The 13,080-nt window shown below is 66.0% G+C and carries 14 protein-coding genes; 5 read left to right on the top strand and 9 right to left on the bottom strand.

Translation table 11 applies throughout. The features are described 5' to 3' along the window. The first annotated feature begins 4 nt into the window (after positions 1-4). The 5 genes from ACOYR4_RS08475 to ACOYR4_RS08455 all read left to right on the top strand — a co-directional run bounded on the left by ACOYR4_RS08475 (position 5) and on the right by ACOYR4_RS08455 (position 4,443). Positions 5-439 carry a DUF2069 domain-containing protein gene (locus tag ACOYR4_RS08475; protein ID WP_422849238.1) on the top strand — a complete coding sequence of 145 codons (435 nt, stop codon included), beginning with the start codon at positions 5-7 and terminating at the stop codon, positions 437-439. A gap of 53 nt (positions 440-492) precedes the next feature. After that, positions 493-1,908, top strand: a complete 1,416-nt coding sequence (locus tag ACOYR4_RS08470) for an FAD-binding oxidoreductase (protein WP_422849237.1) — start codon at positions 493-495, stop codon at positions 1,906-1,908. A gap of 19 nt (positions 1,909-1,927) precedes the next feature. After that, complete coding sequence (locus ACOYR4_RS08465) at positions 1,928-2,395, top strand: GNAT family N-acetyltransferase (RefSeq protein ID WP_422849236.1); 468 nt, start codon at positions 1,928-1,930, stop codon at positions 2,393-2,395. A 21-nt stretch (positions 2,396-2,416) separates the two neighbouring features. Next, positions 2,417-3,037 (top strand): SMI1/KNR4 family protein, encoded by a 621-nt coding sequence (locus tag ACOYR4_RS08460; RefSeq protein WP_422849235.1) that lies wholly within the window; start codon positions 2,417-2,419, stop codon positions 3,035-3,037. 158 nt (positions 3,038-3,195) lie between these two features. Next, entirely contained in the window at positions 3,196-4,443 is a 1,248-nt protein-coding gene (locus ACOYR4_RS08455) for an ISL3 family transposase (RefSeq protein WP_422847186.1), read from the top strand. A gap of 119 nt (positions 4,444-4,562) precedes the next feature. Here the strand turns inward: ACOYR4_RS08455 and ACOYR4_RS08450 are convergent, their stop codons facing one another. From ACOYR4_RS08450 to ACOYR4_RS08410, 9 genes are all read right to left on the bottom strand, one after another. Further along, positions 4,563-5,051 (bottom strand): GNAT family N-acetyltransferase, encoded by a 489-nt coding sequence (locus tag ACOYR4_RS08450; protein ID WP_422849234.1) that lies wholly within the window; start codon positions 5,049-5,051, stop codon positions 4,563-4,565. Beyond that, the gene (locus ACOYR4_RS08445; RefSeq protein WP_015013526.1) at positions 5,048-5,323 is read right to left on the bottom strand and encodes a hypothetical protein; all 276 of its coding nucleotides are present in this window, start codon (positions 5,321-5,323) and stop codon (positions 5,048-5,050) included. Before ACOYR4_RS08445 ends, ACOYR4_RS08450 begins: the two co-directional genes overlap by 4 nt. 73 nt (positions 5,324-5,396) lie before the next feature. Continuing rightward, a complete protein-coding gene (locus tag ACOYR4_RS08440; RefSeq protein ID WP_422849233.1) occupies positions 5,397-6,431 on the bottom strand; it encodes a PfkB family carbohydrate kinase in 1,035 nt (344 codons plus the stop codon). Positions 6,432-6,452: 21 nt separating this feature from the next. Further along, positions 6,453-7,937, bottom strand: coding sequence for a xylulokinase (gene xylB / locus ACOYR4_RS08435; protein WP_422849232.1), 1,485 nt, complete (start codon positions 7,935-7,937; stop codon positions 6,453-6,455). Positions 7,938-8,061: 124 nt separating this feature from the next. Next, positions 8,062-8,997 (bottom strand): helix-turn-helix domain-containing protein, encoded by a 936-nt coding sequence (locus ACOYR4_RS08430; protein ID WP_422849231.1) that lies wholly within the window; start codon positions 8,995-8,997, stop codon positions 8,062-8,064. 30 nt (positions 8,998-9,027) lie between these two features. After that, positions 9,028-10,419, bottom strand: coding sequence for a D-arabinitol 4-dehydrogenase (gene dalD / locus ACOYR4_RS08425; RefSeq protein ID WP_422849230.1), 1,392 nt, complete (start codon positions 10,417-10,419; stop codon positions 9,028-9,030). A 19-nt stretch (positions 10,420-10,438) separates the two neighbouring features. After that, positions 10,439-11,173 (bottom strand): SDR family oxidoreductase, encoded by a 735-nt coding sequence (locus tag ACOYR4_RS08420; RefSeq protein ID WP_422849229.1) that lies wholly within the window; start codon positions 11,171-11,173, stop codon positions 10,439-10,441. Positions 11,174-11,178: 5 nt separating this feature from the next. After that, entirely contained in the window at positions 11,179-12,222 is a 1,044-nt protein-coding gene (locus ACOYR4_RS08415; protein WP_015013520.1) for an ABC transporter ATP-binding protein, read from the bottom strand. A 49-nt stretch (positions 12,223-12,271) separates the two neighbouring features. Next, positions 12,272-13,075: a carbohydrate ABC transporter permease gene (locus ACOYR4_RS08410; protein ID WP_422849228.1), complete on the bottom strand. Its 804-nt coding sequence runs from the start codon at positions 13,073-13,075 to the stop codon at positions 12,272-12,274. Positions 13,076-13,080: the final 5 nt, after the last annotated feature.

Raw genomic sequence — 13,080 nt, 5'->3', positions numbered from 1 at the left:
CCCAATGACTGCATCCCCCGCCACCCCTTCATCACCCACCGCCCACTCCGCACTGTCCGACCATGGGGTGGCCGCCACCCGCTGGGTGGCCACCAGCAGCCTGCTCGCCCTGATTGTTCTGTGCCTGGCCTGGGAACTGGTGCTGGCACCGGTCCGGCCTGGCGGCTCGTGGCTGGCCATCAAGGCGCTGCCGCTGTGCATCCCGCTGGCGGGCATCCTGAAGAACCGCATGTACACCTACCGATGGGTCAGCCTGGTGATCTGGCTGTATTTCACCGAAGGCGTGGTGCGTGGCTGGGGCGACAAGCCGCCATCGCAGTGGCTGGCCTGGGGCGAAGTGGCCTTGTGCCTCATGCTGTTCACCGCCTGCACACTGCATGTGCGCGTGCGCCAGCGCAACGCCAAGGCAGCAGCCAACGCGGAGACTCCCGCCCCCTGAAGCCAGTAGCGCCCCCGCCACCCGATCAACGCACTGAACACACCGTTTTCACCATGACCACCTTGCTCGACACCCTGCGCGCCATCGTCGGCCCCGCCCATGTGCTCCACGAAGGCGACCTGACCGCCTGGGAACAGGACTGGCGCCGCCGCGTGCGCGGCAAAGCCCTGGCCGTGGTGCGCCCCGCCAACACGCAAGAAGTGGCCGCCGTGGTCAAGGCCTGCGCGGCAGCGGGCACCGCCATCGTGCCCCAGGGCGGCAACACCGGCCTGGCTGTGGGCTCGACGCCCGATGACAGCGGCACGCAGATCGTGCTGAGCCTCACGCGCATGAACGCGGTGCGCAGCGTGGACACCGACAACCTGACCATGACCGTGGAAGCGGGCTGCATCCTGCAGAACCTGCAGGACGAGGCCGAGAAGGCTGGCGTGCTCTTCCCCCTGAGCCTCGCAGCCGAAGGCAGCTGCACCATCGGCGGCAACCTGGGCACCAACGCGGGCGGCACGCAGGTAGTGCGCTACGGCAACGCGCGCGACCTGTGCCTGGGCCTCGAAGTGGTCACGCCCCAGGGCGAGGTGTGGGACGGCCTCAAAGGCCTGCGCAAGGACAACACGGGCTACGACCTGCGCGACCTGTTCATCGGCAGCGAAGGCACGCTGGGCATCATCACCGCCGCGACGATGAAGCTCTACCCCCAGCCCGCCGCCAACCTCACCGCGTGGGCGGCTGTGCCTTCGATGGAACACGCTGTGGCTTTGCTGGGTCTGGCACACAAGCAGCTGGGCGCGGGCCTCACGGGCTTTGAGGTGATGGGCCAGTTTGCGCTGAGCCTGGTGGGCAAACACATGCCACAGCTGCGCGTGCCGTTTCTGGGCGACGACAACGCGCCGTGGTGTGTGCTGCTCGAAAACTCCGACAGCGAATCCGAAGAGCACGCCCGCGCTCGATTCGAGTCGCTGCTGGAAACCGCGTTTGAAATGGGCTGCGTGACCGACGCCGTGGTGGCCGAGAACCTTACCCAGGCGCACCAGCTCTGGCACATCCGCGAGAGCATTCCCCTCGCCCAGGCCGAAGAGGGCCTGAACATCAAGCACGACATCTCGGTGCAGATCTCGCGCATCCCCGCCTTTGTGGCGCACACCGATGCGGTGCTGCAGCGCGAGATCCCGGGTGTGCGCCTGGTCAACTTCGGCCACCTGGGCGATGGCAACCTGCACTACAACGTGCAGGCACCGGCAGAAGGCGACCCCAAGGCCTTCCTGCGCGAGTACGAGGCGCATGTGAACCACCTCGTGTACGAGGCCGTGGCCCAGTTTGGCGGCTCATTCTCGGCCGAGCATGGCATCGGCGAACTCAAGGCCGACAAGCTCGCCAAGTACCAATCGCCCGTGGCGCTCTCCATGATGCGCGCCATCAAGCAGGCGCTCGACCCGCAGGGCATCATGAACCCCAAGCGCGTGCTGCAGTAAACCCACAGAAAGCTGCTTCATGACCGCAGCCATCACCGTGCGCCCGGTTCAACCCGAAGACTACGCCGCCTGGCGCCCACTCTGGGACCGCTACAACGCGTTCTACGGCCGCTTTGGTGCCACCGCGCTGCCAGAGCACATCACGCAAACCACCTGGCAGCGCTTTCATGACGCGGCAGAGCCCATGTTCTGCCTGGTGGCACAAAACGATGCCAGCGGCGAGCTGCTGGGCCTCACGCACTATGTATCCCACCGCAGCATGACGCGCATCGAACCCGTGTGCTACCTGAGCGACCTGTTCACCCGCGAGGCCGCGCGCGGCCGGGGTGTAGGGCGGGCGCTGATCGAAGCGGTGTACGACTCAGCGCGCGCCGCAAAGTCGTCGCGCGTGTACTGGCAAACCCATGAGAGCAACACCGCCGGGCGCCAGCTGTACGACAAGCTGGCCAAGCACCACGGCTTCATCGTGTACGCCCAAGAACTCTGACCGCTGCCCCAAGGACCTGCGATGACCCTGCCCGACCTGCACCGCGCCATTGCCGAACACACCGGCACCTTCCTCTGCGAGCGCATCAACAAGCCGCAAGACACCAAAACGGTGAACTTCCAGCACCACATCCAGCCGCCTGCAGCGCTGGATGCGCCACTGCCCGACGTGGGCCAGTTGCCAGCGTTCTACGCCACGATGGGCGGCGTTTTGCTGTACCACGACGCCAACACCGGCGATGCCGCCCGCTACATCGCCCCGCCCGCTGAATGGCCCACATTGCAGGAGGCGTTTGAGGGCTGGACGGAGCACCTGAGTGACGAAGAACGCGAAGAGATCCTGCCCGACTGGATCCCACACTGCCTGGTGATTGGCGAAACGCCGCATTCAGGCAACTACATCCTGATGGCGACCGATGGCGAGTGCGCCGGCCAGGTGTTCGAGTTTGACCACGATGGCTTTGAGTTCACCCACGCGGCTGACGACCTGGTGGACTACGTGCAGCGCCTGCTCCACCTCGAGAGCCAAATGCTGGCCAATATCGCCTCGCACATGCGCTTCATCGACAGGAACACGGGGGCCCAGTGGTGGATTCTGGAAATGAACGACAACCAGGGCCACCGGGTGCGTACCGACGTGTGAGCTGCGTCAGGGGTGAGGGCACCAATTGCTATTAAATTGAGAGCTACTAGCGCATACAGATTGAGCGCTAGAAGCTCTTTTTGGGCTCTCTTCCGTTTCGGGTGGAACACTACAGTTCAAATAAATCCATTGACACCCCCTGAACAGGAGCCCTCCCGATGCAAGAAGCGTTGTTCTGCCAAGCGTTGGGGCTGGCCGCGCCCTGGGCTGTGGAGCGTGTTGCACTGGACGTCGAGCGCAGCCGCATCGACCTGTACGTGGTCTGGCAATCCGGCAGTGCAGCCTGTCCCGTTTGCGCCGCAGCTGACCAGAGACTGCATGACCACCGCCAGCGTAGCTGGCGGCATCTGGATTTCTTTCAGTTTGAAGCCTACGTGCACTGCGCTCTGCCTCGGGTGTCGTGCAGCGCCTGCGGCTCTACGAGCCAGCTGAGTGTTCCCTGGGCGCGAGAGGGCAGCCGCTTCACGCTCATGTTCGAGGCGCTGGCTCTGACGCTGGCCCGTGAGATGCCGGTGGCCGCGTGTGCGCGCATCCTGCGCTGCGCGGACAACGCCTTGTGGCGCCAGATCGATGCCCATGTTGGCTTGGCGCGCGCCAAGGAGAGCTACGCGGGTGTGGCGGTCATTGGTATCGATGAGACCAGTTGCGCCAAAGGCCATAGCTATATCACCCTGGTGCACGATCTAGAGCGAGCGCGACTGATCTACGCCACATCCGGCAAGGATGCCAGCACGGTTCAGAGATTTACCGAGGACTTCAAGAGCCACCAAGGCAAGGCCGAAGCCATCCAAGTGGTGTGCATGGACATGTCCAAGGCCTTCATCGCAGGAGCTGGCCAGCACTTGCCCCAAGCGGCCATTGCCTTTGATGGATTCCATGTGGTGCAACTGGCCAACCGGGCCGTGGACGCAGTGCGGCGGGATGAGGCCCGGGGCGAGCGCTGGCTCAAGAAGACGCGTTGGTGCTGGCTCAAGGACAAAGCCAAGTGGACGGACAAAGAGCAGGCAAAGATGGATTGGCTGCCCCGCACCCGATTGAAGACCGCCAGGGCGTGGCGGATGAAGGAGGCGCTGCGGGACATCTACCGCAGTGCGCTCGCTCAGACTCAGGCTGCACAAAGCGAGCTGGCAATCAAAAAGTGGCTGCGATGGGCACAGCGCAGCCGCTTGCGGCCCTTCACTGATCTGGCCAAGACCATCCAGCAGCACTGGGCGGGAATACTCCAGGCGTTTGATGCCTCTCACCTGCACACCGGCTATGTGGAGGCGGTGAACTCACTGCTGCAAGCAGCCAAGGCCAAGGCGCGTGGTTATGGCACCACCGATCACTTCATCGCCATGGCGTTCCTGATCGCGGGAAAGCTCACTCACCTGCCGGGCTGTCCTTTGCAAAAAGCAAGGGCCTGACCATGGCTCTGGTGGGGAATGTGGCTTTCCACCCGAAATGGAAGAGAGCCTATTTTTGTTATAAAAATCGCTAACTCGCCCGTGACCCGAGGGTTGACGCCACCGCAAACAAGGTGACGTCACAACACCTTGCGCATGGGCTGCGCCTGTAGCCCGGCCCACGTTTGCGCCACGCCATGCGGCACGTAGCCATGGCGACGGTAAAAGGGCTCTGCCGTGCGCGTGCTCTCCAGGTCCAGCGTGGCGAGCCCCACATCGCGGGCGTAGGCCTCAACGTGCTGCAGCAACGCACGCCCTACCCCCCGATGCAATGCCTCCGGCACCACGTAGCACAGCGCCAGCGTGGCCTGCGCCCGCAGCGCAAAGCCCACCATCGTGTCGCCCCGGTATGCGCCCCATGCCGCAGCACCCGGCGCAGCCATCCACACGGCCAGGTTCTCGGGTGTCTTGTTGGCCAGCCAGGCTGTCAGGATGGCGGCGTCGTTGGCATGGTCGAGCACGCAGCACTGGGTGATGGACTGGCGGGTGACCGTGCAGGCGGCTTCTGCCGCATCTGCCCCCACAGGCATGATGCAAAGGGTTTCGGCGGCAGCGTCGGCGGGCGTCATGCCGATGCGGCCCGCGACAGACCAACCAGCAACACCGCCAGCACGGCATAAAACGCGGATCCCGCGATGTACACCCCGGTCGCAGTCACCACGCGTTGACCATCGCGCCGAAACGACAATGCCCCGGCGGGAGCAAACATGCGGGCTTCCCTGTTGCGCGCATCTTCCGTGCGCCAGCGCCCCAGGCTGAGCGCACGCACCAGCAGTGCGCCGGTGGCTATCAGCAGCACATCCACTGCCGACCACAACACCGCAACCACAAGATCAGTCATGGGCATCCCCGGCGAATTGACGATGTTTGATCATAGACATGCCGCTCCCAGGGGGGCGAACACAAGCCCCATGTCAGTGCGGGTCTTGGGCGGCGGGATGCTGCTCGCTCCATGCGCGTGCAGCCGCCCAGCCCGGCGGCACGCAGCCCTGCTCCATCACGCACAGGCTGGCGCTGGCCAGCGCATGGCGCAGCGCCAGCTGGCAGGCGTCGGCCGTCAGCCCGTCCACAAACTGCGCAAAACTCGCAACCCCGGCGGTCTGCGACTGCCGCAGCAAATGCGCCAGCAGCCCGGCCAGAAAGCTGTCGCCTGCGCCCACGGTGTCCACCACCTGCAGCGGATGGGCCTCTTTGGCAAAACACCGCGCGCCGTTGCGGTGCAGCAGCCAGGCGCCGTCCGCGCCCAGCGTCAACGCCAGCATGTGGGCCTGTGGGTTCGCGGCGAGCAGGTGCTGTGCGCGGGCCAAGGCATCCCCACCCGGCACGGCCAGATGCTCCAGGTCTTCGTCGCTGGCCTTGATGATGTGGGCGTGGGCCAGCGCGGCGTGCACCGTGGTGCGGTAGGCCGGCAGGTCGGGCATGACGGAGGGGCGCAGGTTGGCATCGACCACCACGCAGCGGCCTGCGGCGCGCTGGGCGGCCAGCCACGGCAGGTAGATGGCCGTGTCGCGCGCGTCGAGTGCCAGGGCGCCGGTGCAGACCAGCTGCAGCGCGGGCAAGGCGGCGCAGCTGTTCCCCAAGCCTTCGGCAGTCACGGCACGGTCTGCGACGCCTTCGCGGTAGAAGGCGTAATCGGGGTGGCCTTGCGCATCGAGGTTGACCACGGCCAGGGACGTGACTTGCTGCACAGGCTCGGGCTGGGCCAGCACCACGCCGTCGGCCACCAGCTGCGCTGCCAGCTCGCGGCCAAAGCGGTCGCGCGACAGGGGGTTGAGGTACTGCGTGCCAACCCCTTGCCGGGCCAGCGCGCGGCACAGGTTGTAGAGCGCGCCGCCCAGGCATGGCAGGTAGCTGCCATCGGAGCGGCGGATGAGGTCTATGAGGGCCTCGCCGGCAATGGCGGCTTGGATGGACGTCGTAGCGGTAGAGGTGTTGGGTGCAGAAGTCATGGTGGCTTGTTGGGCAGCGGATCAGAACTGCGATTGCAGCGCGGGGTACAGCGCGATAAAGCGGGCATAGCGTTCGGCCAGCAGGGCCTGTTGCGCAGGCTGTGGCACGAAGGTGGCGTCAGCGGGCAAGGTTTGGCACCAGTGGGCTTCATCACCACCGCAGGCCATGGCCGCCAGACGTGCAGCGCCTAATGCGGCTGCAGCATGTGCGCCCTGTGGGCGTTGCAGTGGCGTGCCCAGCGCGCTGGCCAGCAGCTGCGCCCAGGTGTTGCTGCGGGCACCGCCACCGACCAGGGCCAGGGCTGCGTCATCCCGAGTGGCAGCACCGCCCTGCCCGGCCCCAGCAGCGCGCATGGCATTGAGGCCATCCAGCAGGCCAAAGCCCACGCCCTCCATCACCGCATAGGCCAGGTCGGTAGCTTCGTGCTCAGCGCGCAGGCCCATGAAGACACCGGTAGCAGCCGCGTTGTTGTGCGGGGTGCGCTCGCCGCTCAGGTAGGGCAAAAACAGCGGTGCCTGCGCCTGGCGGGCGGTGCTGAGGGCGCCCACAGCGTCCGACAGTTGCGCCTCGCCGCTGCGCCCCGTGAGCCGCGTGACCCAGCCAAACGCACTGGCTGCGCTGAGCATGACCGACATGTGGTGCCAGCGCTGCGGCAGCGCATGGGCAAAGGCGTGCACGGCACGCTCGGTGGCGGGCGCAAAGGCATCCGTCACGCGAAAGACCACACCCGAGGTGCCCAGCGATACAAAGCCCTGCCCGGCGGTGCGGGCACCCACGCCCACGGCACTGGCGGCGTTGTCGCCCGCGCCAGCAGCCACGACGATATTGCCACCAAGCCCCCAGCGGCCTGCCACATCGCTGCGCAGCGTGCCCGTGGGAGCACTGCCCTCGGCCAGCGCGGGCATGTGCGATGTATCCAGCCCGCAGGCCTGCAGCATGGCCGGGCTCCAGGCGCGAGCCTGCACGTCCAGCCACAGCGTGCCCGATGCGTCAGACATGTCACTCACGGCATCACCGGCGAGCTGCAGGCGCAGCCAGTCCTTGGGTAGCAGCACAGTGCGGATCTGGTCAAACACGGCGGGCTCGTGCGTTCGAAGCCACAGCAACTTGGGCGCAGTGAAGCCGGGCATGGCGAGGTTGCCGGTGATCTGGCGTGAGGTGGGCACGGAGCCTTCCAGCTGCGCACATTCGGCGCTGGCGCGGCCATCGTTCCACAGGATGGCTGGGCGCAGCACCTGGCCCTGCGCGCCCAGCACCACGGCGCCATGCATGTGGCCCGAGAGGCCGATGCCCCGCACCTGCGCCCACGCAACGGGCACCTGGGCACGCAGCTGCGCCACGGCGGCTTCCACCGCCGCCCACCAGTCGGACGGGTGCTGTTCGCTCCAGGTGGGCTGGGGGCGGTGCTGGGGCACGGTCGCATCGGCCGTGGCGACCACGGCGTGCGCGTCGTCCAGCAGCAGGAGCTTGACACCCGAGGTGCCCAAATCGATTCCGAGGTACATGAAGGATGGACCGATGTCAGTGATTCACAGTGAAAGACAAAGCCCTGGGCAGTGCGTCTGACGGGCTGCAGGCCGGGAGTCCACAACCAGGGACACCTCTTCACAGAGGCCATCCCTGCTGGGCTCAGGAGGTCTTGCCAAACCTTCCCGCACCCTGTTTGCGGTACTCGCTGGGCGTCATGCCCTTGATGTCCAGAAAGCGGCGGTTGAAGTTGGCCATGTTGTTGAACCCCACGTCGTACGCGATGTGCGTGATGTAGCGCTCGGTCTCCATCAGCAGCTGGCACGCGCGGTTCACGCGCACTAGGTTCACAAAGTCGGTGAAGGTGTTGCCCGTGGCCCGGCGGAAGAAGCGGGAGAAGCGGCTCTCCGTCATGCCCAGTTCCTGCGCCAGGTCGGCGGCCGACAGCGGCTCGGCCAGGTGGTCGGTGATGCGGCTCACGATGGCGTTGATCTGGTCGAGCTGCGTGTCGTCGTCCTCGCTTTGCAGCTGCGTGCTCGACAGCAGGCGAAAGTCGGTGCAGCGCGCCAGGTCGCTCAAGAACTCGCAGAACGCGCCAAACCGTGCGAGGCCCTGGCGCGCCTTGATGCGGTGCCAGTGCTCTTGCGCCTGCGCCTCCATGCCGAAGAACTCGATGCCATGGCGTGCGCGCTCCAGCAGGGGCAACATCTCGCGCAGCTCAGGAATGCTTTCGCTGCTGGCGATCAGCGGCGCGTGCGAGAACTGGATCACCAGGTCGCGCAGCGGCACACCGCCTTCGGGCAGGTCCATGCTGATCCAGTTGTGCGGCAGGCGCGGGCCGGTCAGCACCAGCTGGCCGGGCTGGAACTGCCCGATCCAGTCGCCCACAAACACCTTGCCCGAGGTGGCGGTGATCAGGTGCAGCTCGTACTCGTCGTGGTAGTGCCAGCGCGCCAGCGGCGTGGGAAAGCCATGCGACAGACAGCGGATGAACCCCGCCGTCTCGGGCGGCTCGTAGCCCAGCGCGGGCGAGCGCACATAGTCGTGCTCCAGCTCGGGCTTGGTCTGGCGCGGGGCGGTGGGCATTTTCACGGTCATGGCAGTGGGTGGGCCGAAGTTACACCAGCATCAGGCGCCTGTCCGCTGCGCTACAAAGGCCAGCACGCGGGCATAGGCTTTGCGCAGGGTGTCCACCAGCTCGGGGCGGCCGACCATCTCGCCCCACAGGGTCGTGTCGGCCGCGAAGGCAGCCACCGGGTCGGTGGCCTCGCAGATGGCGTGGGCCACGGCCGGGTCCATGGCCTGGTCCTGGTAGGTGTAGGGGATCTGCCCGGCGTGCCAGCGCTGCAGGTAGGCCAGGAACAGTGCGGGCAGCATGGCGACGCTGTCAAACGACGCATTGCGCGCCAGCTTGTCGCGGATGGTGGGCGCGATCATGCCGGGGATCTTGGAGAACGCATCCATGGCCACACGCTGGTTGGTGTCTGCGATGGCGGGGTTGCCGAAGCGGTCCAGCACCACGTCGCGGTAACGTTCCAGATCGATGGGGCACGGCAGCAGCACGGGGATCGCGTCGTCGGTCACGTAGTCGTAGGCCATCTGGCGGATGGCGGCATCGTGCGTGCCTTCGTGGATGTACTGGTAGCCCGCCAGCGTGCCCGCCCAGGCAATGCAGCTGTGGGTGGCGTTGAGCAGGCGGATCTTGGCCTCTTCGTGAGCCTGCACTGATTGCACCATCTCCACGCCCACCGTCTCCCACGCAGGACGGCCGGCGATGAAGTCGTCTTCGATGACCCACTGGATGAAGCTCTCGCCCATGAGCGCGGCCTTGTCGTCCCAGCCGGTGGCGGCGCGCACGCGCTCGGCCACATCGGGTGTGGGGCGCGGCGTGATGCGGTCCACCATGGCGTTGGGGCTGGTGGTGTTCTGCTCCACCCAGCCTTTCAACGGCGCGTCGCCCAGGGCGTCGATGAACTGCAACAGGCCGCCACGCGACCGCTCGCCGTTGTGGCGCAGGTTGTCGCAGTTCATCAGCGTCACGGGGCCCGCACCCGCAGCCATGCGCGCGCGCAGGATGCTGACCAGGCCGCCGTAAATGGTGTGGCCCGCTTGGCCTGCCTTGACTGCCGCGAGGTCGGCGCGCAGGTCGGCAAAGGTGGGCCAGTCGAGCTGGTTTTTCGCGTCGAGGTAGTAGCCTGCCTCGGTCACCGTGAAGCTGATGATGCGTGTGGCGGGGTCGGCACCCATGGCAATCAGCGGGGCCAGATCGTCCTGGTAAGGAATCACGCGCTGAATGGACTCGATCACGGCGTAACTGCGCTCGCCCTGGGGCGTGACCGTCTCCAGCGTGTAGCGGCCACCCTGCGCCTGCAGGGCAGCGATGGTGTCGGCCATGTCGGGGCGCAGGTTGCCGCCCGCGATGGCCCACCCCGTGTCACCTTGCTGGCGCAGCTGGTGAACGTAGACGGCCTGGTGGGCACGGTGAAAGGAGCCCAGGCCCAGATGCAGGATGAAATTCATGGTGCGTGACAGCGGGTTTCTAAAGATCAAAATTCGTGGGCATCATCACGACGTCGCGGATGGTCATGCCGCGTGGGCGGGTGAGCATGAACAGCACCACCTCGGCCACTTCAGAGGCCTCGATCAGGCTGCCGCTGGCCTTGGCCTCGGCGAGCTTTTCTGCGGGCCAGTCGGCCAGCAGCGAGGTGATGACAGGTCCGGGCGAGATGGAGCCCACGCGGATGCCGTGCTTGAACACCTGGCGGCGCACGGTCTGCACAAAGCAGTTGACCGCCCACTTGGACGACGCATAGACGGGCTCCCACGGCGTGGGGAAATGCGCGGCCAGCGAGCTGGTCACGACGATGTCCCCCGCGCCGCGCTCGATCATGTGGGGCAGCACGTTGTGCACGTTCTTCATCACCACATTGACATTGAGCTGCAGCATGCGGTCGATGGCGTCAGGGTCGGCATCGACGAGATCGCCGCCCACATACAGCCCCGCGTTGGCATGAAAGATGTCCAGCGGTCCTGCAATGGCCAACGCGCGCTGCAGCAGGCTGGCGCACTGCCGGGCATCCAGCAGATCGAGCACCAGCGGCGAAGCGCGTTCGCCAATGGCCGCGCAGGCCTTGGCCAGCGCGGCCTCGTCGCGGTCGATCAGCACCACGCGTGCGCCCGCATTGGCCATGGCCTGGGCGCTGGCAAAACCGATTCCAGAAGCCGCGCCAGTGATGGCCGCCACCTTGCCTTGGAGTGGGTATTGCAGGCTCATGACCATCATGCAGCCTGCCGGGCCACCACGCGGCCTTGGGGGTCGAACCAGTGGGCTTGTGAGGCATCGATGTCCAGGCTCACCGCATCGCCCGCGCGCAGGCCTGTGCGGTCGTTCTGGCGGGCCACAAACTGCGCTCCGCCGGGGGTGCTCACGTAGATCAGGGTTTCGGCGCCCAGCGCTTCCACCAGGTCCACCTGGCCCGGCACCGGCGTTGCGCCGGTGTTGCGCACCGTGATGTTCTCCGGGCGCAGGCCAATAGCGCCGCCCATCGCGCCTTCCGGCGCCTGCTGCTGCACGGGCGGTGGCAGCTGCGGCAGGGGCACCACGTTCATCTGCGGCGTGCCGATGAACTGGGCCACGAACTGGTTGGCGGGCCGGTCGTACAGCTCTAGGGGCGTGCCCACCTGCTCGATAATGCCGTCGCGCAACACCACCACACGGTCGGCCAGCGTCATGGCCTCGACCTGGTCGTGGGTCACATAGATGGTGGTGGCGCCCAGGTCGCGGTGCAGCTTGGCGATCTCCACGCGCGTCTGGCCGCGCAGCGCTGCGTCGAGGTTGGACAGTGGCTCGTCGAACAGGAAGACTTTGGGCGCGCGCACGATGGCGCGGCCGATGGCTACACGCTGGCGCTGGCCGCCCGACAGCTCCTTGGGCGTGCGCTGCAGGTACTGCGTGAGGTTGAGGATGCGCGCGGCGTTCTGCACCTTCTCATCGATCACCTGTTTGTCCACCTTGGCCAGCTTGAGCGCGAAGCTCATGTTCTCGTACACGCTCATGTGCGGGTACAGCGCATAGCTTTGGAACACCATGGCCAGGTCGCGCTTGCTCGACGGCTGGTCGGTGATGTCGCGGCCGTCCAGCATCAGCGTGCCACCGTCGATGTGCTCCAGCCCTGCAATTAACCGCAGCAGCGTGGACTTGCCGCAGCCCGAAGGACCCACGAAGACGATGAACTCGCCCTTCTGGATGGAGAGGTCGATGCCCTTGATGGCGCGGTGCTCGCCAAAGAATTTCTCGATGCCGCGCAGTTGAAGGTAGGCCATGGAATCGGGTTCCTGAATGCTTGAAAACTGGGGAGATGAACGCTGCGCTTTACTTGACCGCGCCGAACGTAAGACCTTGGACGAGCTGCTTCTGGCTGAACCAGCCAAACACCACGATGGGCGCGATGGCCATCAGCGATGCCGCAGACAACTTGGCCCAGAACAGGCCCTCGGGGCTGGAGTACGAGGCGATCAGCGTGGCCAGCGTGCCCGCCTTGGCGGCGCTCAGGTTCAGGCTCCAGAACGCCTCGTTCCATGACAGCACCAGGCACAAGAGGCCGGTGGATGCGAGCCCGCCCATGCCCAGCGGCAGCAGCACCAGGCGCACCTCTTGCCACAGCGTGGCCCCGTCCATGCGCGCGGCCTCCAGGATCTCGCGCGGGATGTCCTTGAAGTGCGAGTACAGCATCCAGACCATGATGGGCAGGTTGGACAGCGCGAACACGATGATCAGCGCGAGCTGTGTGTCGAGCAGGTGGCTCTTTTGCGCCAGCACGTAGATGGGCACCAGCGCGCCCACGGCGGGCATCATCTTGGTTGAAAGCATCCACATCAGGATGTCCTTGGTGTACTTGCCCTTGAAAAAGGCCATGGCATACGCCGCAGGTGCGGCCAGCATGAGCCCCAGCACGGTGGAAAGCACGCTGGTGATGACCGAGTTCTTGGCGTACAGCAGGTAGTCGCTGCGCTCTTGCACTTCGTGAAAGTTTTCGAGCGTGGGCGTGAAGACGAACAGTGGCGGCACGGCAATGGCCTGCAGCTCGGTCTTGAACGCGGTGAGAAACAGCCAAGCCAGCGGAAACACCAGCAGCAGGGCCACGGCCCAGGCCGCAGCGGTGCGCAGGGCCAGCATGGCTA

This window comes from Acidovorax sp. M14 (assembly GCF_049331375.1).
Taxonomy (GTDB): domain Bacteria; phylum Pseudomonadota; class Gammaproteobacteria; order Burkholderiales; family Burkholderiaceae_C; genus Acidovorax.
This window is presented reverse-complemented; position numbering and strand designations above follow the sequence as displayed.